We start from the raw sequence: 25,597 nt of genomic DNA on the forward strand, positions 1-25,597 counted from the left end.
CATGCGCACCCGCATTCTCATCCTCGCGTCCGCTGCGATCCTCGGCGCGACCGCGCTTCATGCCCAGCAGGAGGCGCCGACGCAGCCTGCTGCGACGCCGGCCAATCCGGATCGCCCGACCTACGGCAATTTCGGCTTCGATGAGGCTGGGATGGACCGATCGGCGCAGCCCGGCGACGACTTCAATGCCTTTGCCAATGGCGACTGGCTGAAGCGCACCGCGATCCCCGCCGACAAGTCGAGCTACGGCATGTTCAATGTGCTGTCCGACCAGTCGGAATTGCGCACGCGCGGGCTGATCGAGGAACAGGCCAAGACACCGAATTCGAAGATCGGGGCGGCCTATAACGCCTACCTCGATACCGCGACGATCGAGAAGAAGGGACTGACCCCGGTCAAGCCGTGGCTCGACCGGATCAAGGGCGTGTCGGACAAGGCGGGCTACGTCCGCCTGCTCGCGGAGGCCGATCGCAACGGCGTGTCGGTGCCGTTCAACGCCGGGGTCGGCGCGGATGCCAAGGATCCGAACACCTATACCGTCAGCATCAGCCAGGGCGGGCTCGGCATGCCCGACCGCGACTATTATCTGAGCGCGGACCCCAAGCTTGCCGCGGTCAAGACCGCCTATCAGGCCCATATCGCGCGGATGTTCACGCTGGCCGGCGAGCCGAATGCAGAGGCGCGCGCGAAGGCGATCGTCGATTTCGAAACGCAGATCGCGGGCAAGCACTGGACCCGCATCCAGAGCCGCGACGCCGACAAGAGCTATAACAAGATGACCGTGGCGGAGCTGGCGACGCTTGCGCCCGGCTTCGACTTCGCGACCTATCTGAACGCCGCAGGCCTGAAGTCGCCGACCGTTATCGTGCGTCAGCCGAGTGCTTTGACCGGCATGGCGGCGATCATCGGTGCAGCCCCGATCGCGGTGCTCAAGGATCAGCTGCTGATCCGCTCGCTCGACGGCTATGCGTCGGTACTGCCGTTCGCATTCGACAAGGAGCGGTTCGCCTTCTTCGGGACCACGCTGACCGGCGTACCGCAGCAGCAGGAACGGTGGAAGCGCGCGGTCGGCTTCACGCAAGGCGCACTGACCGACGACATCGCCAAATTATATGTCGCACGTTACTTCCCGCCCGAGACGAAGGCGGCCGCCGACGCGCTGGTGAAGAACGTCATCACCGCGATGAAGGCGCGCGTCGCCAAGCTCGACTGGATGACGCCGGAAACGCGGACGAAGGCCGTAGCAAAGCTCGACGCGTTCACGCCGCGGATCGGCTATCCCGACAAGTGGCGCGATTATTCGTCGCTGCGGATCGTTCCGGGTGACGCCTTCGGTAACGAACTGCGCTCGGCACAGTGGCGGCACGACTATAATATCGGCAAGCTCGGCAAGCCGGTGTACCGCTGGGAATGGGGCATGACCCCGATGACGGTGAACGCGCAGGCGAACCCGACGCTGGTTGCGATCACCTTCCCGGCCGCGATCCTCCAGCCGCCGTTCTTCGACCCGAAGGCAGACCCGGCAGTCAACTACGGCGGGATCGGCGCAGTCATCGGTCACGAGATCAGCCACCATTTCGACGATCAGGGGTCGAAGTTCGATATCACCGGCAAGCTGACCCAGTGGTGGACGCCCGCCGACGTGGCGGCCTTCAAGCAACGGACCGATGCGCTGGTCGCGCAATATGACGCCTATGAGCCGCTTCCCGGCTTCCATGTGAAGGGTGGGCTGACGCTGGGCGAGAATACCGCCGACCTGGCCGGGCTAAGTGCCGCCTATGATGCCTACCGGCTGTCGCTGGGCGGCAAGGCGGCGCCGGTGATCGACGGCTTCACCGGCGACCAGCGCTTCTATCTCGGCTGGGCGCAGGTCTGGCGGCGCAATTATCGTGAGGCGGCCCTGCGGAACCAGCTGTTGACCGATCCGCACTCGCCGTCCGAGCAACGCGTGTGGGTCGTCCGCAACCTCGATCCATGGTATGCGGCGTTCGCGCCCAAGCCGGGCCAGAAGCTGTATCTGACGCCCGAACAGCGCGTTCGCATCTGGTGATTTGCATCGGGGCCGCGGCAGGTGACGCGCGCGGCCCTTGACGCTCGGGGCGGCGGGCGGACATGGGTGGTTAATGGCTTCCATCGCCGGCGTGTCCGTCCCTGTCGTTCCCTCGCACTGGCGCGTCCTGGCGGTCGCCATCGGCTGCGGCATCGTCGCTGCCCTGGTCATCCTCTGGTTCGTGGGCCTTCCGATCGTCGCCGCGGGCTTTGCGGCAGCGACGCTGGTCATCACCGGCGTACTGATCGCAGCGCGGCTCCTGTTTCCGCGCAAGGACGTACGGTCGGGAGAGCCGGACTGGACCGTCGCCAATGCGATCGCTGCCGTCGCCAGCGATGCGGTCGCCCTGACCGATCGCGCCGGGCGACTGGCCTGCGCCAACGATCGCTACGACCAGCTTTTCCGCGGCTACCCGACACCACCCAATCTGCCGATCGACGCGGGCGATACCGAGCGGCTGGGCAGCGCGGGCCGGACCGCCTGGCGTGACGGCGAGGCGACGGCTTCGGTCGTCGCGGGCGGCACGCGCGTCGATGTCACCATCCATCGCATCGGCGACACGATGCTGCTGTGGCGCTTCGCAGCCCGCGACAGCGCCGATGTCGTCACCACTGCGATCGAACTGCTGTCCGGCCCGCAGGGCGACCGGCTGGGCGAGGCGGGCATCATGGCGGCCCTGCTATCGCCCGATGGTCGCGTGCGGATCGCCAACCGCGTCCTGCGGATGCGCGCGATGGGGCATGACGAGGGCGCGATCGAGGGACGGGACTTCGCCCGCTTCCTGATCACCGACGCCGGCGGCATGGTCCGATTCGAACGTGAGGGACTGTCGGGCAATCCGTTGCGGGTGGTGGAAATCCCCCTGCTGGAGAGCCATGACGCGCCAATGCTGATCGCGCTGCTCGACGAAGAGGTGCCGATCCCAGTGCCAGCGATCGGTTCCAGCGCGGCGAGCCACGTCCGCAGCCTGGTTGCCCTGATGCCGGTGCCGCTGGCGCTGGTCGATCGCGACGGTCGCTTCGTCCATATGAACGACGCCTTCCAGCGCGCGGCGTCGATCGATGCAGCCGCGCCGCCGCTCTACCCCGGTGATCTGGTGGTGCGCGAGGACAAGGGGGCGCTGGCCGATGCGATCCGCCGCTTCGCCGGGGGCGGGGGCTATGCGACGCAGCTTGCCGTACGCTTCAATGAAAAGCCGGACGAGGCCGTCCATATCTCTTTGACCGGAGCGCGCGGGCTCGGCGACGCCGCCGTGTTGATGGGGATCAAGGGCAACAGCGAGGAAGGGCGCCTCAAGAACCAGGTGGCGCAGGCGACGAAGATGCAGGCGGTCGGGCAGCTGGCCGGCGGCGTCGCGCATGACTTCAACAACATCCTGACCGCGATCATCGGCCACTGCGACCTGATGCTGATGCGCCATACGCCTGGCGACAGCGACTACGACGATATCCAGCAGATCAAGACCAACTCGAACCGCGCAGCCGGACTGACACGCCAGTTGCTCGCCTTTTCGCGCCAGCAGACGCTCCGGCCGCAGGTGTTGCAGCTGCCCGACGTCATTTCCGAAGTCTCGAACCTGCTGAAGCGCCTGCTGGGCGAGACGCTGGAGCTGGTCGTGCAGCATGGGCGGAACCTTGGCCCGGTGCGCGCCGATCCGGGGCAGCTGGAGCAGGTGGTCGTCAATTTGGCGGTGAACGCGCGTGATGCGATGCTCTCCAGTCACCCTAACGGCGGGGGTGTGCTGACGATCGAAACCCGATCCGTAACGGCAGCCGATGTCCGGCGGTTGAAGAACGACATCCTCCCCGCCGGCGACTATACCGCATTGCGGATCTCGGACACCGGCACCGGCATTCCCGCAGACGTCCTGCCGAAGATCTTCGAACCCTTCTTCACGACCAAGGAAGTGGGGAAGGGGACCGGGCTGGGCCTGTCGACCGTCTACGGCATCGTGAAACAATCGGGCGGCTATATCTTCGCCGAGAACATCCCGAAGGCGGGGGCGCTGTTCACCATCTACCTGCCGGTCCACTCCAGCGCCGCGGGTGCGGTGACGCAGAAGGTGCCGCCGAAACCAAAAAGCGGCGAGACATGGGGGTCGGGGACGATCCTGCTGGTCGAGGACGAGGACATGGTCCGCGCGGTCGCCGAGCGCGCGCTGACCCGGCAGGGCTATACCGTGCGCACGGCCGAAAATGGCGAGGTAGCGCTCGAAGTGCTGGGCGACGGACCTGCGCCCGACCTGCTCATTTCCGACGTCGTCATGCCGACGATGGACGGGCCGACGATGGCGCGGCGGGTGCGGGCGCGGTTCCCGCAGGTCCCGATCCTGTTCATGTCGGGCTATGCCGAGGAACAGCTGCGCAAGTCGATCGACCTCGATAACGTCGCGTTTCTGCCGAAGCCCTTTTCGGTTCAGCAGCTTGCGGAAGCCGCGCGCGACGCTCTGGCGACGAAATAGCACTTGGCCGTCGGCAAATTGTTCGCCAAAGGGCAAGGCATGTCAGAACGGCAGCGTATCCTTATCGTCGAAGACGAGCCCCTTATCGCCATGATGCTCGAGGATTTTCTCGACGCACTCGACAAGGACGTCGCAGGCACTGCGGAGAGTGTTCCGGCGGCCCTTGAGCTGGTCGGGGCGGGCGGCATCGATGCCGCGATCCTCGACGTGAACCTGCGCGGCGGCGAACAAAGTTGGCCGGTCGCGGACGCATTGGCGACGGCCGGGGTGCCCTTCATTCTGGCGACCGGCGGCGGCGACGGCGCGATCGCCGACGCGCACAAGGGCCGGCCGGTGCTGGCCAAGCCGTTCACGATGGACGGCATCGAAAAGGCGCTGGCCGCGCTTTAAGGTTTATCGGAGTGACGGACCCATCCTGCGTTTTGGTGCAGGTCTGAGCCATTGCAGGCGAAGCTGCGACATCCGCGCACCGGGCACGGCGAATGACGGTCCGCGCCAAGCGTGGTGAAGCGACTATCGGCTCACCCGTTCCGTTCGTGCTGAGCGAAGGCGAAGCACTTGAGTCCCATGCCCTTCGACTTCGCTCAGAGCGGCCGGATCGGTTCGTAGGCTCGACGCTACAAGAGGAGGACGTAAGGGCCGCGTCTTCTTTTCTATCTGCGCATAACCGGTGAGCGACTGTCTCGAGACTCACCGCACTCCACAGAATAGAATTCCGCGACCGCGGGCCTATGATGGCCGAGGCAGGAGCCTACGCCCGCAGGCGCTCGATCGCCTGCGCCAGCGACACATACAGCTTGCCCATATCGGACGACAGCAAGGTCACACCCATCGGTGACCCGTCACGCTGCGTCAGGATCTGGCGCAGCATCGCCTCGAAGTCGTGGATGTAGCGGTTGACGTGTTCCCGGAAGTCGGGGTCCTCAGCGTGCAGGCGCGCGATTTCGCGCGCTTCGCCGGCGTCGAGCAGGCGAACGGCGCGGCGGGTGAAGACGCCGCGGTCGCCCTTCAGATAGGCGGACCAGGCACTGTCGCTTACCTCATGCGAGAACGCCTTGGTGATGTCGATCGACGCCGAATTCAGCGCTTCGATCAGCAGCGACACGCGTCGCGCGAAATTGTCCTGATTGTTGGCTTCGCGCTCGGCGCGTTCGGCGTCGATCCGCGCTTCGATCGTCGCGGTCGATTCGGCGATCGTCATCAATTGCTGCGAGAGGCGTTCCGATGCCTGCACGGCCGCCTCGACCGCCGTTTCGGACGCGTCGCGCAGCTCCGCGAGCGGTTGCGGCAAGGCGCGGGCAAAGGCGCGGCGCACGGCATCGGCACTGGCCGTCTCGATTGCCGTGGCGGCATCCGGGATAACGTCGGTCAGGACCGTTCGCGCGCTGTCCGCGGCGCGATCGGCAGTTTCGCGAATGCGCGACAGGGCGTCGACCAGCTGGGGCGCGGCATCCTCGGCGAAACGGCGAGTCTTGGCGATGGCGTCGCCGACGACGCTGTCCATCGTCAGCGCCTTGTCCTGGCCGATGTCCAGCGCCTCGGTCAGCGTCGCCGTGATTTCCGCCAGCTTTTCGCGCTCGGTCGTGACGAGCGCGTTGACGGCCTCCACCGCGACATGCGTGCTTTCAGCAGCCGTCACGAGGGCGAGCAATTCGGGCTTCGCCGCACCGACAAGTTGGCGTGTCTCGACGATCCGGCGGTCGAGCCGGGCGATGGCGTCCGGCAGCGTCTCGTCCAGTTCGCGGGCCGACAAGTCGAGCGCGACCAGCAGTTCCTCTGTCGTCCCGATCAGGGCGCGGGCCGTCACGTCGCCGACCCGCATCGATTCGGTCATCGCCTCCGTCGACGAGGACAACGCGCTGATCGAAGCCGCAAGCGCCTGGCTCTTTGCAAGTCCCGCCGCATGCAAACGATCGAGCTGTTCGGCCGCGCCGTCCACGTTCAGCACCAGGCTGTCGAACAGCGCGTCGCTGTGCGTGCGTTCGGCATCGAGGCGTTGGCTGATCCGTTCGACCACAGCCTCGACCGCGGACAATCGGCCCTGCAGCGCCTCGGCGCCGTCCCGCCCCGTCTTCTCCAGTGCGGCCTGGCTTGCGGCGATCATCGCCAGCATGGCCTCGCCTTGCGCGGCAATGCCTTTGCGAGCCTCGTCGATCGCTTCGGCGGCTCGATCGAGCACGGCGTCGACCGATTCGCCCATATGCGCGGTCGCGCTGTCCAGCCGGCTCGCGGCGGCTTCGGTGGCGACCTCGGTCCGCTGGACATGGGCCGACAGCCGTGCGGCGGCGCCCGAGGCGATATCCTCCGCACTCCGCCCACGCTCGGCCAGTGCCGACAGCTGGGTGTCGAGCGACGCGGCGTGAGTCGCCGCGTTCAGCGCCACCGAATTGATCGACTGCGCCATCCCGGTCCACTGCGAATGCGCCTTGGGCAGCGCATCGAAGACGTTGGCGAGAGAGCGTTCGGCATTGTTCGAGGCGTCGATGATCGTTGCGCAGAGATTTTCGAGCAGTTTCGCTTCGGTCGTGATCTGAGCACCGAGCGACTGCACGCGATCGGATGTTGCATCTCCGATGCGGGTCAGGATTTGCGCCTGTTCGGCCAGCAACTCGCGGTTGGCGCTGATTCGGCTGCCCAGTTCCGCGACCGTTCGCTCCAGACTTGCCGCTTCGGCACGCATTGCGCGGGCGGTCGCGCCAAAGCGATGCGCCTCGGCACGGCTTGTGCGGAGCGCCAGCAGGCATAGGACTGCGACCAATGTCGGTACGACGCACAGCGCGGCGGCAAACTGGACGAACGCAACCGGCGGCAGCGGGAACGCATCCCGCGCGAACCCCAGCATCGTCCCAATCCACGCGACCGACACCAGGCCGCCGAACACCGGCATCGCCCAACCGAAGCGTGGCGGATCGATGGTATCGAGCGCCTGATCCGGAGCGTCGACGTAAGATGATTCAGTGTGGGTGATGGCCGGAAAGTCCTGAGCCAGTTCATCGCCCGTTGCCGGACGCAGACCGATGATGCGCGAACCCCCGTTCATGAATGGCACACCTATCACGAAATGCGGAGGATGACAGGGGGTGTCGCAATGGTCCGTTAAGTACGGTGCGTTAGGGACCGGGATATGGCCTATGATCCCGGTGCAATCGATGCGACTCTGGCGGCGGCAGTGGGGGATGACCCCGCGCTGATCGCCGAACTGCGTGAAGTCTTCATGGAAAGCGCGAAGGCCAATGTGACCGCGCTGACCCGGTCGGACGGCAACAGCGAATGGGTCGCCCAGGCGCTGCGTTTGAAGGGGCTGGCGGCCAGCTTTGGCGCGGTGCGCCTGATGGCGCTGGCGGGTGAGGCGGCGAATGCGCCGGCCGGCGACGTCGAGACGCTTCGAAAGCTGCGTCGCGCGATCGAGCGGCTGTAACTCAGGTCTTCCGCCCAAGCTCCCGCATCGCCTCGTCGAGGCCTGAAAGCGTCAGCGGGTACATCCGGTCGTTCAACAACTCCCGGATCATCCCCGTCGATTGCGAATAACCCCAATGCTCCGCCGGCGTGGGGTTCAACCAGACGGTCGCAGGATAGGTCGTCGTCAGGCGCTTGAGCCAGACCGCACCGGCCTCCTCGTTCATATGCTCGACCGAGCCGCCTGGATGCGTGATCTCATACGGGCTCATCGCCGCATCGCCGACCAGGACGACCTTATAGTCGTGGCCGTATTTGTGAAGCACGTCCCACGTCGGCGTGCGCTCGGTGAAGCGGCGACAATTGTCCTTCCACACGCCTTCGTAGAGGCAGTTGTGAAAGTAGAAGAATTCGAGGTTCTTGAATTCGGCCGTCGCAGCCGAGAACAGTTCCTCGCATAGCTTTATGAACGGGTCCATCGACCCGCCGACGTCGAGGAACAACAGCAGCTTCACGGCATTGTGCCGCTCCGGCCGCATGCGGACGTCGAGCCACCCCTGTTTTGCGGTTCCCTCGATCGTCCCGTCGATATCCAGCTCATCGGCCGCGCCTTCACGCGCGAAGCGGCGCAGGCGTCGCAGCGCCACCTTGATGTTGCGCGTGCCCAGTTCCCGCGTGTTGTCGAGGTTCCTGAATTCCCGCTGGTCCCAGACCTTGATCGCGCGCTTGTGCCGGCTCTCTCCGCCGATGCGGACGCCTTCAGGATTATAGCCTGAGTTGCCATAGGGCGACGTACCGCCGGTACCGACCCATTTGTTGCCGCCCTGATGCCGGCCCTGCTGTTCCTCGAGCCGCTTCTTCAGCGTCTCCATGATCTCGTCCCACGAACCGAGCGATTCGATCTTCGCCATCTCTTCGGGCGACAAAAATTTCTCGGCGACGGCCTTCAGCCAGTCTTCGGGAATGTCCGCGCCCTCGACGCCGACGCTGGTGGCGATGCCGCGAAAGACCTTGGCGAAGACCTGGTCGAAGCGGTCGAGCAAGCCTTCGTCCTTCACGAAGGTCGCGCGGGCGAGATAGTAGAATGCCTCCGGCGTCTGTTCGATCACGTCGCGGTCAAGTGCTTCCAGCAGAAGCAGATGTTCCTTGAGGCTCGCGGGAATGCCGGCGGCGCGGAGCTCATCGAGGAAGGCGAGGAACATCCCCGCATCTAGGGACCGGCCGGTCGGTAAGTCCAGTGCGCTACTGCGCGTAGGCGTCGATCAGTGATCCGACATAATCAGGCTGGCGGGCACTCAGCTGCGGCGTGCTTGCGCCTTTGGGGCCGTAGATGAAGCCGTGGACCGCGTATGTCGATCCACCGAGGCCGGTCACGCCCTTGTACCACACGCGAACCTGCGACCAGTCGTTGTCGGGGGAAACGTCGAAGAGCGTCACGTCCTGCTCGACGAAGCCGCGGCGGCCGTCCTCACGCGACCAGTTGGCGTGGGTGAGCATCAGCACGCGCTTCTCGACAATGCGGCTGACGACGGCGACATGGCCGAGGCGAAGCTTGTCGGATCGGGCAAAGGCGACGACCGCACCGATGCGTGGGGCATGGCCGCGCGGATAGCGGCCCTCGGCCTGGTCCCACCATGTCCAGGCATCGCCGTAGATCTGCACGCCCGACGCGGCACGGGCGAAGGGCACGCACTGGCCGACATAATCGAGGATCGATGCGGCAGCGGGCAGGGGCGCCGCGAAAAGCGCCAGGATGAGGCCGAACCGCCGGGACGCTGTGACGAACATTTCCGGGAATGTATCAGCGATATGATTGCCAGAGGGTTAGCGAGAACACACCAAATTCAATCATCTCACGCGAGGCTATGCCCTACCGACCCTGCCGTCGCGCCATGAAGGCCAGACGTTCGAACAGCATCACATCCTGCTCGTTCTTGAGGAGCGCGCCGTGAAGCGGCGGAATCGCTTTGGTCGGGTCGCGGTTCTGGAGGACGTCCAGCGGCATGTCTTCGTGCAGCAGCAGCTTCAGCCAGTCGAGCAGTTCGCTGGTCGACGGCTTCTTCTTCAGCCCCGGCACGTCGCGCAGTTCGTAGAAGACATCCATCGCGCGCGACACGAGCAGCTTCTGGATGCCGGGAAAGTGGACGTCGACGATGGCCTGCATCGTCTCCCGGTCGGGGAATTTGATGTAGTGGAAGAAACACCGACGAAGGAACGCGTCGGGCAGATCCTTTTCGTTGTTCGATGTGATGACGACAATCGGCCGCTCGACCGCGCGGACCGTCTCCTTCGTCTCGTAGACATGGAATTCCATGCGATCGAGTTCCTGGAGCAGGTCGTTCGGAAATTCGATGTCCGCCTTGTCAATCTCGTCGATCAGCAGGACGGGCAATTCGGGGCTGGTGAACGCCTCCCATAATTTCCCGCGGCGGATGTAATTGCCGATATCGTGGACGCGCGGATCGCCGAGCTGGCCGTCGCGCAGGCGGGCGACCGCATCATATTCGTACAGGCCCTGCTGCGCCTTCGTCGTCGACTTGACGTTCCACTCGATCAGCGGCGCGCCGACCGCCTTGGCGATCTCCTGCGCCAGCACGGTCTTGCCGGTGCCGGGCTCGCCCTTGACCAGCAGGGGCCGCCGGAGCGTGACAGCGGCATTGACCGCAACCTTCAGGTCATCGGTCGCAACGTAATTCTGGGTACCATCGAAGCGCATGGGGATGGCGTAGCGGGTCGTCGGCGACCCGCCAAGCCGTCAGGCGTCGTTCCGTGCCGCCGCACGCGCTTCGAGCAGCTGCCACAGCGCATGATGCTGCGCGAGAAGCTGCTGCGATCCGAACAGCATCGCCCGTTCGAACGCAGCCGTTCCGGCGAATTGCGTGACCAGTGCGGCAGCATCGTCCGTGGATGGCAGCGTCGATGGCGAAAGATCGAGGCCGAGGCGGACCGCAACGGCGTCGAGCACGTTGCGAATCGCCGCCCAGTCGATGATCAGCGCGAGCGCTGCGCCGATCGGGCAACCGGGACGATCGGAGGCGGCGAGCATGTCGAGCGCATGACGCTGCGCCGCGATCGCGGCTTCGGTTTCGGCCTGGCCTGGGGTGCTCGGGAGGGGGCCGACCGCGGCGACCAGTCGAACGAGCATGGCCCGCTCGCCAGCGAAGGCGTCCGCCGCCTTGATCAGCCACGGTTCGGTGCCGGGAGTCAGGGGGCGGGCCGCGGCCGCATCGACCAGTCCCGGCTGCCGACCATGCAGCAGGCAGAGACAATGGACGAAGTCGGCGAGATCACGCGTCGCAGCGTCAGGAGCGAGAAGCGATGCGCCATAGGCTTCGGCGCCGGTTCCATCCGCGTCGACGAGTGACGTCACCGCGCTCCATGCCGCGACGGCCCGTTCGCTTTCTACCGCTTCCAGAATCATCGACCTTCACCACCTTGCTCGAACGCGTCGACGACTGCCGACACATTTGACCTTGCATGAAAGCCTATACCGAACCGCGTAAAGATGAGGTTGATGGGCGATTAACTTGATGTGGGTAACGCGGCCGCGTCCAAAGAGATGGTGGCGATGACCGCGTCCTCGGACATTCGCAGCAGCTTTCCGGAGATCGCCACCCGAACCGGCACAGCCCGCACGGACGAGGTTAGCAGTCGCGCCGAAGTAATGCCGTTCGCCATCGAATCGATCGCGCGGTCCAGAGCCGCATCGACGAAGGCATGGGTAGCTGGGTCGAACAATGTCGGCAATCGCACGTGGCGACACGCCTCGGGCGGCAGTCCCGTCATGGCTTCGAATGCGCTCGATACATCCGTGACATAGCCACGCGGATTCATCCGCACCCACGCGGTCGTGCCGATCAAACCAAGCATCTCGTCGACAATACGGGCATGCGCCTGGGCCAGAGCCAGCGCCTGTGGAGCCGTCTGGTCGCGGCCGATGATGCAGACACCATCCTGAAACGGATAGATCGCCACATCGACCTTGCGTTCGCCATGGTCACCCAGGCGTAGATGCAGGCGTTCGACCTGGCCGCTGGCCAATGTCACGTCTGCCGCACGAAGGAGGAAGGGGCGGACTGCCTCCGGAACGATATCCGCCAAGGGCAGGCCCTGCCAATCCGCTCGACCTATCCGCTGCCGCGCCAGCGCATTGGTGCCGTTCACCATGAGAGCCTGATCGGTGACCACCACACTTGCGTCGATCATCTCGAGCAAGGTCGCCATTGCGGCATCGTTCGTCCCGCCCGGCGCCTTTGCTGCGGAGAGAGCATCGATGAAATCCACCGATGTCAGGACGAGCTTCGGTTTGCCGTGATGGTGGATGTAGACCGGCGTATTCATGGCACGATCGCGCCACGCGCCGAAATGACGCACCAGATCCGATGCCGTCACAGCCTGCATGATCGTCGAACCACTCCCGGAAGTCACATCGCGTGCCGAATGGCTCAGGCGCGTGATTATCTTATCGAAAGAGGAATTTGGGACCGATAGCTGACAAACTCAAGTCCAAAAGGAACCATCGTGGCTCTAACGCGACGACGTCCGGAAGCTAAAGGAGCGTCGTGGTAGTCCCCACGACGCCCCATCACTTCGTCTGACCCTGTGCAGCGCAGAGATGCGTTACTGATCGAGGAACGACCGCATCTTCCGGCTACGGCTCGGATGTTTCAGCTTTCTCAGCGCCTTTGCCTCGATCTGGCGGATACGTTCACGCGTCACCGAGAATTGCTGGCCGACCTCTTCCAGCGTGTGATCGGTGTTCATGCCGATGCCGAAGCGCATACGCAGCACGCGCTCCTCGCGCGGCGTGAGCGAGGCGAGGACGCGGGTGACCGTTTCCTTGAGGTTCGCCTGGATCGCAGCATCGACCGGGATGACCGCGTTCTTGTCCTCGATGAAGTCGCCTAGATGCGAATCCTCCTCGTCGCCGATCGGCGTTTCGAGCGAAATCGGCTCCTTGGCGATCTTCATCACCTTGCGCACCTTCTCCAGCGGCATAGAGAGGCGCTCCGCCATTTCCTCCGGTGTCGGTTCGCGGCCCTGCTCGTGCAGGAACTGGCGGCTCGTGCGGACCAGCTTGTTGATCGTCTCGATCATATGGACCGGGATGCGGATGGTCCGCGCCTGGTCGGCGATCGAGCGGGTGATCGCCTGACGGATCCACCACGTCGCATAGGTGCTGAACTTGTAGCCGCGCCGATACTCGAACTTGTCGACCGCCTTCATCAGGCCGATGTTGCCCTCCTGGATCAGATCCAGGAACTGCAGGCCGCGGTTCGTGTATTTCTTCGCGATCGAAATCACGAGGCGCAGGTTGGCCTCGACCATCTCCTTCTTGGCGATCCGCGCCTCGCGCTCGCCCTTCTGCACCATGTTGACGATGCGACGGAACTCGCTGAGCGCCATGCCGGTCTGCTGCGCGATCTCAGAGATTTCGGTGCGGATACGGTCGACCGCAGCGCCTTCGTTGGCGGCGAAGGCGGCCCATTTTTTGTCGGTCTTGGCGTTGGCGGACAGGAAATTCTCGTCGAGCTCATGGTCGACATAGGCGTCGAGGAAGCTCTTGCGCGGCACCTTGTGGCGCTCGGCCAGACGCAGCATCTGGCCGCCGAGCGCGGTCAGGCGGCGATTGAAGCTGTAGAGCTGGTCGACGAGATATTCGATCTTCGCCTGATGGAACTGGACGCTCTCCACCTCGGCCGTCAGCTCTTCGCGAAGCTTGTGATATTTGCGCTCTTCGGCCGCGGACAATTCGCCGCCGGCGGCCATCGCGTCGAGCCGCTGCTCCTGGATCTTGCCGAACTTCTTGTAGATCGACGTGATGTTGGCGAACTTCTCGAGCGCCTGCGGCTTGAGCGTCTCTTCCATCTGCGCGAGGCTGAGGGTGTTGTCCTCTTCCTCGTCATCGCTCGGGCGCGGCGCACGACGCTCGGTCATGTCGTCGTCGTCGCCATCAGCGGAGGCTTCCTCGGGCTCTTCCTCTTCCTTGAAGCTGGCGCCCGCGGTCTTCTCGCTGATCTCGCCCGAATCATCGTCCTCGGCGCCCTCGACCTGTTCGGCGGACGGCCCCTTGGACAGCATCGCGTCGAGATCGAGGATCTCGCGCAGCTGCATCGTGCCTTCGTTGAGCGCCGTCGACCAGCCGATGATCGCGTTGAAGGTGATCGGCGATTCGCACAGCCCCAGGATCATCGTGTCGCGGCCGGCCTCGATCCGCTTGGCGATCGCGATCTCGCCTTCGCGCGACAGCAGCTCGACCGCTCCCATCTCACGCAGGTACATGCGGACGGGATCGTCGGTGCGATCGACCGTCTCCTTCTTCTTGGCGACTTCGAACGTCTGGCTGCCGTCGGAACCGTCGTCGGACGATTCGGCATCGTCGGACGAATCTTCTTCCTGCGCAGGCTCATCTTCGCCGGCCTCGTCGTTTTCGACGACGTTGATGCCCATGTCGTTCAGCGCGGACATGACGTCCTCGATCTGCTCGCTGGACATCTGGTCCTGCGGCAGCATCTCGTTCAGCTGGTCAACAGTGATGTAGCCGCGCTTCTTGGCGCGCGCGACGAGCTTCTTGAGCGACCCTTCGTTCAGGTCGATCAGCGGGGCGTCACCCGTGTCGATCGTCATGTCGTCGCCGCCGCTGTTGCCGCCGCCGTTGGACTTAGCCATCAATTACCCTCAGCTCAGATGGCGGCTATTTTACCGCCATTGATAGATTTTCCCGGCGACTGCAAGGATCGCACGGCCAATTTGGACGTTCGCGACGTTCGACTGGTTGCGAATGGGGCGATTATTTCGTCCGGACAGCCGCCGATATGGGTCGGCGACACGCCAGGATCAAGCGGCCGTCCGGAACTGGTCGACCCACTCGGCGAGCCGGGACCGAGCATCGTCGATCGCCCTAAGCTTTTCCTGCTGCTGGTTGAAATTATGCTCAGTCAGGTCGCGTTCGATATCTGCATTGACCAGCGCCGCTGCTCGTCTCGCCAGTTGCTCTTCGATAAGTAAATCAATTAGGCGATCAAGGTCGCCGCGAGCCTCGGGGAAAACGTCGCGCTGAAAATAAAATGTAAACGCGAGGTCATCCAAGTAAGAACGGGGCTCAATGTCCAAGTTAAATGTTGTCGCCAAAATATCATGCGTGATTTCTGCTATTTCAGACGGTGACGCATGAAAAGCGATCTCTACAAGTCGGTCGCGTAGCTCAATAAGGTTGCGAGAACCCAGCGGCAGATCGACGACATCCTCGATGCGTGCCTTGAGCACTTCGGGATAGCGCATTAGCCCCAGGAGGACGGCGCGCTGGATCGTGTAGGCGAGGCCCTTGCGCGGGCGCTGTACCGGCTCCGATGCGGCCTGGACGACGGAAAAACGCTGCGCCTTGCTGCCGAACACGCCGTAGAAACGCTCGCGGAACGCGTCTCGGTACTGAGATTTCAGGATCGGATCGGCGATCGTGTCGGCGATCTGATTGAGCCGGTGCAGCAGGCTGCCGCGCTCGTCCGGCCCCGCCATCGGCGAGATCGCGCCGAATTCGCTCACCCAAAGAAACTCGTCGAGCGACCGCGCGCGGTTCAATATGCCCTCGAACGCCTTGCGCCCGCCCGCACCGATCACATCGTCGGGGTCGAGCCCCTGGGGCAGGGTGGCGAAGGCCAGGCTCTTGCCCGGTTTCAGGAGCGGAAGTGCCCGTTGCGCGGCGCGGATCGCGGCCTTTTGCCCCGCGGTATCGCCGTCGAAGCACAGGATGGGCACGTCGGCCATCTGCCACAGCCGCTCGATCTGATGCTCTGTCAGCGCAGTGCCGAGCGGGGCGACAGCCTCGTCGATCCCGCCCTGCGCCAGCGCGATCACGTCCATATAGCCCTCGACCACGATCACGCGGCCCGACTTGCGCGCGGCGGGCAGGGCACGGTCGATGTTGTAGAGCGTCCGCCCCTTGTCGAAGAGGGGCGTCTCCGGCGAATTCAGATATTTCGGCTCGCCCTCGCCGATGATGCGCCCGCCGAACGCGATCACGCGTCCGCGCGCATCGCGGATCGGGATCATCAACCGCCCGCGGAATCGGTCATAGGGCGCCTTGCCGTCCACGGCGATCAGCAGGCCGGCCTCGACCAGCATGGGATCGCCATAGTCCTTCAGCGCGTCCTTCAGCTTGCCGCGCGAATCAGGCGCGAAGCCAATGCCAAAGGCGGTGGCTATCTCGGGCTTCACGCCGCGCTTTTCCAGAACAGAGCGCGCGTCGCCCCCGGCGATGCCTTGAAGCTGGCTCGTGAACCAGCCGGCCGCATCGGCCATCGCTTCGACCAGCCCCTTAGCGCGCTCGGCCTTTTCTGCGGCCTTGCGATCCATCGCCGGCATGTCGAGCCCGGCGGCCTGGGCCAACTCCTTAACCGCGTCGATGAACGGCAGACCGCGATTGTCGGTCAGCCAGCGAATCGCGTCCCCATGCGCGCCGCAGCCGAAGCAGTGATAGAAGCCCTTGTCGTCGTTGACGTAGAAGGACGGGCTCTTCTCGTTGTGGAAGGGGCAGCAGGCGCGAAATTCGCGGCCGGCCTTTTGCAGTTTCGTCGTCTTGCCGATCAGGCTCGACAAGGTCGTGCGGTGACGCAGTTCGTCTAGGAAGGCGGGCGAGAGACTCACCCGCCTTCCTTATCTCATCCAATGCCCCGGGGGGAAGGGTTCAGGCGAGCGCGGCCTTCACCAATCCACTTGCCTTGGCCATGTCCAGGTTCGCGGCGTGGCGCGTCTTCAGCTCCGCCATCACGCGGCCCATGTCCTTCATGCCCGATGCGCCAATCTCGGTCTTGATCGCCTCGATCGCCGCGGTCGTCTCTTCATCCGACAGCACCGCCGGCAGGAAGCGTTCGATCACCGCGACTTCGGCCGCTTCCGCCGCCGCGAGTTCGGGGCGGCCGCCCTTTTCGTACATCTCGATCGATTCGCGGCGCTGCTTCACCATCTTCTGCAGCACTTCGACCACCAGCGCGTCGTCGCTGTCCGGCGCCTTGCCGGTACGCGCTTCGATGTCGCGGTTCTTGATCGCGGCCTGGATCAGGCTGATCGCGTTGCGGGAATCCTTGTCGCCGGCCTTCATGGCGGCGATCTGGGCGGCTTTGATGTCGTCACGAATCATGGGAGAAGCCCATACCGCCGGTTGACGGATGGGGCGAGGGGGCGTAGCCGCCGCGACTTAGCGACATTGCTGCAAACCAAACCGGAGTGCCCGCCGATCATGGCCGACGCCACCTTTTCGCACGTCCCCGATGGAGCCACGGGCGTTCTCGTCCTGGCAAGCGGAGAGGTGATCTGGGGCCGAGGCTTCGGCGCCGAGGGCCAGGCGGTCGGCGAAGTGTGCTTCCACACCGCGATGACCGGCTATCAGGAGATCATGACCGACCCGTCGTTCGCGGGCCAGATGATCTGCTTCACCTTTCCACACATCGGCAATGTCGGCGCGAACCCCGACGACGTGGAGGCCGATAACCCCCACGCGCTGGGCATGATCGTGCGCGAGGACGTGACCGCGCCGTCGAACTTCCGCTCGGCCGAACATCTCGATCACTGGATGAAGAAGCACGCGCGGATCGGCTTGTCGGGCATCGACACCCGCGCACTGACCCGCCGCATCCGCGTCGGCGGCGCGCCCAACGGCGTGATCGCGCATTCGGCCACGGGTGACTTCGACATTGCGCTGCTTCAGCAGATGGCGCGCGAGTGGCCGGGGCTGGAGGGCATGGACCTCGCCAAGGCCGTGACGCGCGAAACGCATGGCGGCTGGGGCGAGGATCGCGCTGGCGGCGTGTGGCGGCTGGGCTTCGGGTACGGCGCGGCGGACGAAGGGCAGCGCCCGCACGTCGTTGCGATCGATTACGGCAGCAAGCACAACATCTTCCGCAATCTTGTTCAGGCCGGTGCGAAGGTGTCGGTGGTGCCGGCGACGGCGACCTACGACGAGATCATGGCGCTGAACCCCGACGGCATCTTCCTGTCGAACGGCCCCGGCGATCCCGCCGCGACCGGTGAGTACGCAGTGCCTGTGATCCAGCAGCTGCTGGCTACGACCAAGCCGCTGTTCGGCATCTGCCTGGGCCACCAGCTGCTCGCGCTCGCGGTCGGCGCACGCACGACCAAGATGTTCCAAGGCCACCGCGGCGCCAACCACCCGGTCAAGCGGCTGAAGGATGGCGCGGTCGAAATCACGTCGATGAACCACGGCTTCGCGGTCGAACGCGACAGTCTGCCCACCAACGCGCGCGAGACGCATGTGTCGCTGTTCGACGGCAGCAACGCCGGGCTGGAACTGACCGACCGCAAGGCGTTCTCGGTCCAGTACCACCCCGAGGCGAGCCCGGGACCGCAGGATAGCTTCTATCTGTTCGAGCGGTTTGTGGGTTCGCTGAAGTGACCCTTTCTCCCGGTTCAACCGTGGCGGGTGAGGCCGATCAATGGATGCTGTTCGAAAGGATGAGCACGGACGGTTATCCGTTGATCATCCTCGTACGCAACGGGGACCCCGTCGTCAGCGAAGCGCTAAAAGCTGGCTTGCTCTCGGTAGTATCGTGCAAGGCGGACTCCAGCATCTTTTTTGATAATGGACTGCCACAATACACAGACCGGATCTATCCCATAGAAGACAAGCTGGCTCATGAGCTCGAAAGATGTAATTTCGCCGTCTTTCATGTTGCGAGCGTCTCTGGCGAAGGTCAACGACGTTTAATTTATGCGCATGCTGAGCCTGTCGATTTCGAGAGGATGCTCAAATCGGTGAAGGTTGAAGGGTATTCATTTAGCACTGATACGCCTCTCGACCATAGCGACCTCATCGACCTCATCACTCCGTCCGCTACCGACCGGCAGTTAAGTGGGGATATGAGCGTAATTTCAAACCTTAGTAAGAACGGTGACGACGGCACGGCGGCGCGAAAGACAGATTTTTGGTTCTACGGGGCCACCAATGCTCTCGAGGCACTGATCGCAGATCTCACCCCATGGGGATTTGCGATCGATCATTGGCTTGATGAGGCAGAGGGAGTGGTACTGACAACTAACACCGCCGTTGATCTGGATAGTTTCAAAAGCCTGACGCCGGTTCTTGTCGCTACAGCAGAAACGCACGGTGTAAAGTATGATGGGTGGGAGACGTTCGTTGTGAGCCCGGAAGCCCCGGAACCTGACCCAATCGCGACGCCGCAGCCAAAATCTCTGTTAAGCAAATTATTTGGGGCCAAGAAGAACTGACATGCCCAAACGCACCGACATCTCCTCCATCCTCGTCATTGGCGCGGGTCCGATCATCATCGGGCAGGCGTGCGAGTTCGATTATTCGGGCACGCAGGCGATCAAGGCGCTGAAGGAAGAGGGCTATCGCATCGTCCTCGTGAACAGCAATCCGGCGACGATCATGACCGACCCGGACCTGGCCGACGCGACCTATGTCGAGCCGATCACGCCCGAAGTCGTCGCCAAGATCATCGAGAAGGAGCGGCCCGACGCCGTCCTGCCGACGATGGGCGGGCAGACCGCGCTCAACACCGCGCTGGCGCTGTTCCATGACGGCACGCTGGAGAAGTTCGGCGTCACGATGATCGGCGCCGATGCCGAAGCGATCGACAAGGCCGAGGACCGCCAGAAGTTCAAGGAAGCGATGACCAAGATCGGGCTGGAAAGCGCCCGCTCGGCCATCGCCCACACGCTGGAAGAGGCGCTGGAGGGGCTGGAATATACCGGGCTGCCCGCCGTCATCCGTCCGAGCTTCACGCTGGGCGGCACCGGCGGTGGCATTGCGTACAACCGCGAGGAGTTCGTCGAGATCGTCCGCAAGGGCCTCGATCTGTCGCCGACCACCGAAGTGCTGATCGAGGAATCGCTCCTCGGGTGGAAAGAGTATGAGATGGAGGTCGTGCGGGACCGCAACGACAACGCCATCATCGTCTGCTCGATCGAGAATATCGACCCGATGGGCGTCCACACGGGCGACTCGATCACCGTCGCGCCGGCGCTGACGCTGACCGACAAGGAATATCAGATCATGCGCAATGCATCGATCGCGGTACTCCGGGAAATCGGTGTCGAAACGGGCGGTTCGAACGTGCAGTTCTCGGTCAATCCGAAGGACGGCCGCCTGATCGTCATCGAGATGAATCCGCGCGTTAGCCGATCGTCGGCGCTGGCGTCCAAGGCCACCGGCTTCCCGATCGCGAAGGTCGCGGCGAAGCTAGCGGTCGGCTACACGCTCGATGAAATCACCAACGACATCACCGGCGCGACGCCGGCGTCGTTCGAGCCGACGATCGATTATGTCGTCACCAAGATCCCGCGCTTCGCCTTCGAGAAGTTCAAGGGTGCCGAAGCGACGCTGGGCACGGCGATGAAGTCGGTCGGCGAGGTCATGGCAATCGGCCGCAACATCCACGAATCGATGCAGAAGGCGCTGCGCGGGCTGGAAACCGGCCTGTCGGGTTTCAACACCGTCGACCGGATTGCCGGCCGCCCGCGCGAGGAGATCGAAGCGGCACTGGCCGTCGCGACGCCCGACCGGTTGCTGGTCGCGGCACAAGCGCTGCGGGAAGGCTTTACGGTCGCCGAAATCCACGCGATCGCGAAGTTCGATCCGTGGTTTCTGGAGCGGATCGCCGAGATCGTCGAGGCGGAAAAGGAAGTCTGCGCCAACGGGCTGCCCATCGAAGCCGCCGGTATGCGCCGCTTGAAGGCGATGGGCTTCAGCGACAAGCGGCTCGCGTGGCTCGCGCTCCAATCGGCCAATCTGCGCGGCATGCAGCGCGGCATCGCGCGCGGTTCCGGGCTGATCCACGAGGCGGTCAAGGCGATGACCGGTGGCGTGACCGAGGACGAGGTGCGCGAGCACCGGCTGAAGCTGGGCGTGCGTCCGGTCTTCAAGCGGATCGACACCTGCGCGGCCGAATTCGACGCCAAGACGCCGTATATGTATTCGACCTACGAAGCGCCGAGCTTCGGCGAGCCAGAGAATGAGGCGATGCCGTCCGATCGGCGCAAGATCGTCATCCTGGGCGGCGGTCCGAACCGGATCGGGCAGGGGATCGAGTTCGATTACTGCTGCTGCCATGCCTGTTTCGCGCTGGCCGACGCGGGCTTCGAGACGATCATGGTTAACTGCAACCCGGAGACGGTCAGCACCGACTATGACACGTCGGACCGTCTCTATTTCGAGCCGCTGACCGCCGAGGACGTGCTGGAAATCCTGCATGTCGAACAGCAATCGGGCGAGCTGGTCGGCGTGATCGTCCAGTTCGGCGGGCAGACGCCGCTGAACCTCGCCAAGGCGCTGGAGGATGCCGGTATCCCGATCCTGGGTACCAGCCCGGACGCGATCGACCTGGCCGAGGACCGGGAGCGCTTCGCCGCGCTCGTCGCCAAGCTGGGCCTGAAGCAGCCGGCCAACGGCATCGCACGCAGCCGCGAGGAAGCGATCGCGGTGGCCGAACGCATCGGCTACCCGGTGCTGATGCGCCCGAGCTATGTGCTCGGCGGACGCGCGATGGAGGTGGTCGATACCGTCGCTCAACTCGACAACTATATCCAGACCGCGGTGCAGGTGTCGGGCGATTCGCCGGTGCTGATCGACAGCTATCTGCGCGACGCGATCGAGGTCGATGTCGATGCGATCTGCGACGGGGCCGACGTGGTCGTCGCGGGCGTCATGCAGCACATCGAGGAAGCCGGCGTCCATTCGGGCGACAGTGCCTGCACCCTGCCGCCGTACAGCCTGCCTGCGGACGTGATCGCCGAGATCGAGCGTCAGGCCGACAGCCTCGCGCGTGCGCTAGGCGTCGTCGGGCTGATGAACATCCAGTTCGCGGTAAAGGACGGCGTCGTCTACCTCATCGAGGTGAACCCGCGGGCCAGCCGCACGGTGCCGTTCGTCGCCAAGGCGGTGGGATCGCCGATCGCCAAGATCGCATCGCGCGTGATGGCGGGCGAGAAGCTGGTCGACCTGCCCAAGATCAACAAGGCGGACGGGCATATCGCCGTCAAGGAAGCGGTCTTCCCGTTCAACCGCTTCCCCGGCGTCGACCCGGTGCTCTCCCCGGAAATGAAGTCGACCGGCGAAGTCATGGGGATCGATCGCGACTTCGACATCGCCTTTGCCAAGGCCCAGCTCGGCGCAGGCGTCGTGCTGCCCAAAAGCGGCACCGTCTTCGTGAGCGTCAAGGACAGCGACAAGCCGGTGATCCTGCCCGGCGCCCGTATCCTGGCCGAACAGGGCTTCCACATCATCGCGACCGGCGGCACTGCCGATTATCTGCTGGCGAACGGTGTGACCGTGGAGCCGGTGCTGAAGGTCGCGCAGGGTCGCCCGAACATCGTCGATCGCATCCGCGACGGCGATGTGGCGATGGTGTTCAACACGACCGAGGGGTGGCAATCGCTGAAGGACAGCCAGGACATCCGCAAGTCGGCCCTGGCGCAAAAGGTGCCGTATTTCACCACGGCTTCGGCGTCCGTCGCGGCGGCGCGGTCGATCGCGGCGCTCAGCGGCGCCTCCCTTGAAGTACGTCCGCTACAGTCTTATTATTCGCAGTCGCACAACTGATCCCCACAAGCTGGTTGATGTGCGGGCGGGCTTTCAGGGAAGCCCGTCTGGGGAAAGGGGCGTTTGAAGGAATAGGACATGGCGACCGTCGAGAAGATGCCGATGCTGGCCGAGGGCTATGAGAAGCTCCACGCCGATCTGAAGCGTCTGAAAGAAGAGCGGCCGCAGATCGTGGACGCGATCGAGGAAGCGCGCGCCCACGGCGACTTGTCCGAAAACGCCGAATATCACGCGGCGAAGGAACGGCAGGGCCAGATCGAGGCGTCGATCGCCGATATCGAGGACAAGCTCAACCGCGCGCAGATCATCGACCCGAAGGACTTGTCGGGCGACAAGATCGTGTTCGGCGCGACCGTGACCCTGCTGGACGAGGACGACAAGCCGATCCGCTACCAGATCGTCGGCCAGACCGAGGCGGATGCGAAGACCGGCCGGATCAGTTACAACTCGCCGCTCGGCCGTGCCCTGATCGGGCGCCGCGTCGAGGACGAGGTCGAAGTGTCGGTGCCGGCGGGCGACCGCTATTATCTGGTCAACAAGATCGAGTTCATCTGATCCGCCGCGTTGTCCGGGCATCCGCGGCGACCGCGTGATCCCGGCGCCGCTCGATTGTACCGAGTGCCAAGGGCGAAGAGGGCTGCGTGAGATACTGGTATAGAGTAGCCCCGGCCACCGTGACGATCGCGGTGCTGACCGCTGCGATCAGCCTGTTTGTCATGATTTTCCGACTGAGCCAGTACACCGCGCTCGCCGCCGGCTTCATTCCGGCGCGTGCGAGCATGGGCTTCGCGGGCGAGGCGCCGGGGCTGGTTCCCAATATCCTGACGCCGCTGACGTCGACCGTGCTGCACGGGGGCCTGCTGCACCTGGCGTTCAACCTCGTCACGCTCGTCTTTTGCGGTGTCGGGGTCGAGCGTGCGCTGGGCGGGCGCGGGATGGTCGTGCTCTATGTGCTGGGCGCCTATGCCGCCTGCCTAGCGCAATGGGCGGTGGGGCCTGGATCGCCGGTGCCGATGATCGGCGCGAGCGGCGCCGCTTCCGCGATCGTGGGCGCCTATGCGTTGCTCTATGGACGGCAGCGGACGAAGGACGTCGGGCCGATCCCGGCGTGGCTGCTGCATGTGCTGTGGCTGCTGGCCGCGTGGACGCTGCTCAATCTCGCGATGGGGGTGCTGAGCCTGCAGGCGGGGATGCCGATCGCAGCAGCCGCGCATATCGGCGGGTTCATCCTGGGCGTCGCGCTCTGCCGCCCCCTGCTTCTCTGGCGGTGGCGAAAGGCCTGAAGCGGTGCCGGGCGCCTCTCCGTAAGCGCCCGACCTCGATCCGGACTTTAGGCGGGAACGAAGCTGTCGCCGTCCTCCAGCACGCGGAGTTTGCCGTCGGCGAGGGCGAAGACTGCGCCGTGAATGCTGAGGGTGCCGTCGTCCAGAGCCTTCTGCACGAACGGGAAGGTCTTGAGGTTGGCGATCGAGACGCGCACGCCTTCCTGCTCGAGCGCGGTCTGGCCAGCCTCGGAAACGCCATGCTCCGACACGACCTTCTCCCGCGCGTCATCGAGCAGGCCGATCCATTCGGCGACGAAGCCACCTTCGCCGGGCTTGGCATCGGCCAGGCTCTGCGTCAGCGCTGCATTCACGCCGCCGCAGGCACCGTGTCCGAGAACCAGGATTTCCTCGACCTGCAGCTTGGTCACTGCGAATTCCAGTGCGGCCGACACGCCGTGTAGACCGCCTGAGGCATCGAACGGCGGCACCAATGCTGCCACGTTGCGCACCACGAACACCTCGCCGGGGCGTGAGCCGAAGATCGTCGCGGGATCGACGCGGCTGTCGGAGCAGGCGATGATCATCACCTTCGGGCTCTGACCGGTCGCGAGTTCGCTCCAGCGCTCACGTTCCTCCAGCCATTCGCCGCCGCGGAACCGGTAATAGCCGTCGACCAGATCGGAGAAGTGGGTCATCGAATTCCTCTATCGGTTGGCGGCCCGCAGGCCGTCTGCGCCATGCAACCTAAATCGATCCTTTCGGTTCCACCATTGTCGGATTGGACCGGCATGGCTATCTCGCAGCCCATGAACGAGATGAGTCCGCTCCCCCGGCCGGAACGCCAGCGCAAGCCCGACTGGATCCGCGTCAAGGCTCCGACCAGCGCCGGTTTCGCAGCTACCCGCGCGCTGATGCGGTCGAAAAGCCTGACGACCGTCTGCGAGGAGGCGGCGTGCCCCAACATCGGCGAATGCTGGTCGAAGAAGCACGCGACCGTCATGATCCTGGGCGACACCTGCACCCGCGCCTGCGCCTTCTGCAACGTGAAGACCGGCATGCCGCGCAAGGTCGACGTGAACGAGCCGAACAACGTCGCGGATGCCGCGGCGCAGATGGGGCTGAACCACATCGTCATCACCTCGGTCGACCGCGACGACCTGCCCGATGGCGGCGCGTCGCAGTTCGTGAAGGTGATTGAGGCGGTGCGCGCCGCCAACCCAACTACGACGATCGAGATCCTGACACCCGACTTCCGCAACAAGCATGAGGCGGCGGTCGAGGCGATCGTTGCGGCACGCCCCGACGTGTACAATCACAATCTGGAAACGGTGCCGCGGCTCTATCCGACGATCCGGCCGGGTGCGCGTTATTATGCGTCGCTGCGGTTGCTCGAGTCGGTGAAGAAGCTCGATCCGTCGATCTTCACCAAGTCCGGCATCATGCTGGGCCTGGGCGAGGAACGGCTGGAGGTCCATCAAGTGATGGACGACATGCGCAGCGCCGACATCGATTTCCTGACGATGGGCCAATACCTCCAGCCAACCCCGCGCCATGCCAAGGTGCAGGATTTCGTGACGCCGGCCGCGTTCGACGCCTATGCCGCGATCGGTCGCGCGAAGGGGTTTTTGCTGGTCGCCTCGTCACCGTTGACGCGGTCGAGCTATCACGCGGGAGACGACTTCGCCAAGATGCGCGCCAATCGCGAAGCGAAGCTGGGAAGGGTCGTGGCGTGATCCAATTTCCTCTCCTGCAAGGGGAGGTGGCGCGCGCCAGCGCGACGGAGGGGTGTCACCCTTTCCGGATAACGCGTCACCCCTCCGTCAGCGTTGCGCGCTGCCACCTCCCCTTGC

20 protein-coding genes are annotated in these 25,597 nt (G+C 64.4%); 10 read left to right on the plus strand and 10 right to left on the minus strand.

The window, feature by feature from the left end; genetic code table 11:
* The first annotated feature begins 1 nt into the window (after position 1).
* The 3 genes from ACFSC3_RS06770 (at position 2) to ACFSC3_RS06780 (ending at position 4,901) form a co-directional block, all read left to right on the plus strand.
* Positions 2-2,050, plus strand: coding sequence for a M13 family metallopeptidase (locus tag ACFSC3_RS06770; RefSeq protein WP_380939621.1), 2,049 nt, complete (start codon positions 2-4; stop codon positions 2,048-2,050).
* Positions 2,051-2,123: 73 nt separating this feature from the next.
* Positions 2,124-4,511: a hybrid sensor histidine kinase/response regulator gene (locus ACFSC3_RS06775; protein WP_380939622.1), complete on the plus strand. Its 2,388-nt coding sequence runs from the start codon at positions 2,124-2,126 to the stop codon at positions 4,509-4,511.
* Between the two features lie 39 nt (positions 4,512-4,550).
* Positions 4,551-4,901, plus strand: a complete 351-nt coding sequence (locus ACFSC3_RS06780) for a response regulator (protein ID WP_380939623.1) — start codon at positions 4,551-4,553, stop codon at positions 4,899-4,901.
* Positions 4,902-5,262: 361 nt separating this feature from the next.
* On the opposite strand, the gene ACFSC3_RS06785 is transcribed toward ACFSC3_RS06780, so the two are convergent.
* The gene (locus ACFSC3_RS06785; protein ID WP_380939624.1) at positions 5,263-7,551 is read right to left on the minus strand and encodes a hypothetical protein; all 2,289 of its coding nucleotides are present in this window, start codon (positions 7,549-7,551) and stop codon (positions 5,263-5,265) included.
* Between the two features lie 84 nt (positions 7,552-7,635).
* On the opposite strand from ACFSC3_RS06785, the gene ACFSC3_RS06790 reads away from it, so the two are divergent.
* Entirely contained in the window at positions 7,636-7,929 is a 294-nt protein-coding gene (locus ACFSC3_RS06790; RefSeq protein WP_380939625.1) for an Hpt domain-containing protein, read from the plus strand.
* Position 7,930: 1 nt separating this feature from the next.
* Here the strand turns inward: ACFSC3_RS06790 and ACFSC3_RS06795 are convergent, their stop codons facing one another.
* The 8 genes from ACFSC3_RS06795 to ACFSC3_RS06830 all read right to left on the minus strand — a co-directional run bounded on the left by ACFSC3_RS06795 (position 7,931) and on the right by ACFSC3_RS06830 (position 17,043).
* Positions 7,931-9,109, minus strand: a complete 1,179-nt coding sequence (locus ACFSC3_RS06795; RefSeq protein ID WP_380939626.1) for a vWA domain-containing protein — start codon at positions 9,107-9,109, stop codon at positions 7,931-7,933.
* Between the two features lie 40 nt (positions 9,110-9,149).
* A complete protein-coding gene (locus ACFSC3_RS06800) occupies positions 9,150-9,695 on the minus strand; it encodes a CHAP domain-containing protein (protein ID WP_380939627.1) in 546 nt (181 codons plus the stop codon).
* Between the two features lie 82 nt (positions 9,696-9,777).
* Positions 9,778-10,623, minus strand: a complete 846-nt coding sequence (locus tag ACFSC3_RS06805; protein WP_380939628.1) for an AAA family ATPase — start codon at positions 10,621-10,623, stop codon at positions 9,778-9,780.
* A gap of 39 nt (positions 10,624-10,662) precedes the next feature.
* Positions 10,663-11,328: a DUF6975 family protein gene (locus tag ACFSC3_RS06810; RefSeq protein WP_380939629.1), complete on the minus strand. Its 666-nt coding sequence runs from the start codon at positions 11,326-11,328 to the stop codon at positions 10,663-10,665.
* 101 nt (positions 11,329-11,429) lie between these two features.
* Positions 11,430-12,299 (minus strand): hypothetical protein, encoded by an 870-nt coding sequence (locus ACFSC3_RS06815; protein WP_380939630.1) that lies wholly within the window; start codon positions 12,297-12,299, stop codon positions 11,430-11,432.
* Between the two features lie 228 nt (positions 12,300-12,527).
* On the minus strand, positions 12,528-14,576 hold the full coding sequence (rpoD, locus tag ACFSC3_RS06820) for an RNA polymerase sigma factor RpoD (protein ID WP_380939631.1): 2,049 nt from the start codon (positions 14,574-14,576) through the stop codon (positions 12,528-12,530).
* Between the two features lie 168 nt (positions 14,577-14,744).
* Positions 14,745-16,550 carry a DNA primase gene (gene dnaG / locus ACFSC3_RS06825; RefSeq protein WP_380939632.1) on the minus strand — a complete coding sequence of 602 codons (1,806 nt, stop codon included), beginning with the start codon at positions 16,548-16,550 and terminating at the stop codon, positions 14,745-14,747.
* A gap of 40 nt (positions 16,551-16,590) precedes the next feature.
* Positions 16,591-17,043 carry a GatB/YqeY domain-containing protein gene (locus tag ACFSC3_RS06830; protein WP_380939633.1) on the minus strand — a complete coding sequence of 151 codons (453 nt, stop codon included), beginning with the start codon at positions 17,041-17,043 and terminating at the stop codon, positions 16,591-16,593.
* A gap of 99 nt (positions 17,044-17,142) precedes the next feature.
* Here ACFSC3_RS06830 and carA point away from each other — a divergent pair, with 99 nt between their 5' ends.
* The 5 genes from carA (at position 17,143) to ACFSC3_RS06855 (ending at position 23,765) form a co-directional block, all read left to right on the plus strand.
* Entirely contained in the window at positions 17,143-18,315 is a 1,173-nt protein-coding gene (gene carA, locus ACFSC3_RS06835; RefSeq protein ID WP_380939634.1) for a glutamine-hydrolyzing carbamoyl-phosphate synthase small subunit, read from the plus strand.
* Complete coding sequence (locus ACFSC3_RS06840) at positions 18,312-19,148, plus strand: ribonuclease E inhibitor RraB (protein ID WP_380939635.1); 837 nt, start codon at positions 18,312-18,314, stop codon at positions 19,146-19,148. The genes carA and ACFSC3_RS06840 overlap by 4 nt, the downstream gene beginning before the upstream one ends.
* Before the next feature lies 1 nt (position 19,149).
* A complete protein-coding gene (gene carB, locus ACFSC3_RS06845; protein ID WP_380939636.1) occupies positions 19,150-22,482 on the plus strand; it encodes a carbamoyl-phosphate synthase large subunit in 3,333 nt (1,110 codons plus the stop codon).
* A gap of 78 nt (positions 22,483-22,560) precedes the next feature.
* Positions 22,561-23,037, plus strand: a complete 477-nt coding sequence (gene greA / locus ACFSC3_RS06850; protein WP_380939637.1) for a transcription elongation factor GreA — start codon at positions 22,561-22,563, stop codon at positions 23,035-23,037.
* An 86-nt stretch (positions 23,038-23,123) separates the two neighbouring features.
* The gene (locus ACFSC3_RS06855; RefSeq protein ID WP_380939638.1) at positions 23,124-23,765 is read left to right on the plus strand and encodes a rhomboid family intramembrane serine protease; all 642 of its coding nucleotides are present in this window, start codon (positions 23,124-23,126) and stop codon (positions 23,763-23,765) included.
* Between the two features lie 47 nt (positions 23,766-23,812).
* On the opposite strand, the gene ACFSC3_RS06860 is transcribed toward ACFSC3_RS06855, so the two are convergent.
* The gene (locus tag ACFSC3_RS06860; protein ID WP_380939639.1) at positions 23,813-24,442 is read right to left on the minus strand and encodes a carbonic anhydrase; all 630 of its coding nucleotides are present in this window, start codon (positions 24,440-24,442) and stop codon (positions 23,813-23,815) included.
* A 111-nt stretch (positions 24,443-24,553) separates the two neighbouring features.
* Between ACFSC3_RS06860 and lipA the strand changes: the two genes are divergently transcribed.
* Entirely contained in the window at positions 24,554-25,480 is a 927-nt protein-coding gene (gene lipA, locus ACFSC3_RS06865; RefSeq protein WP_380939640.1) for a lipoyl synthase, read from the plus strand.
* Positions 25,481-25,597 lie beyond the last annotated feature (117 nt).

It is taken from the genome of Sphingomonas floccifaciens, from assembly GCF_042681125.1.
In the GTDB taxonomy this organism is placed as follows: domain Bacteria; phylum Pseudomonadota; class Alphaproteobacteria; order Sphingomonadales; family Sphingomonadaceae; genus Sphingomonas; species Sphingomonas floccifaciens.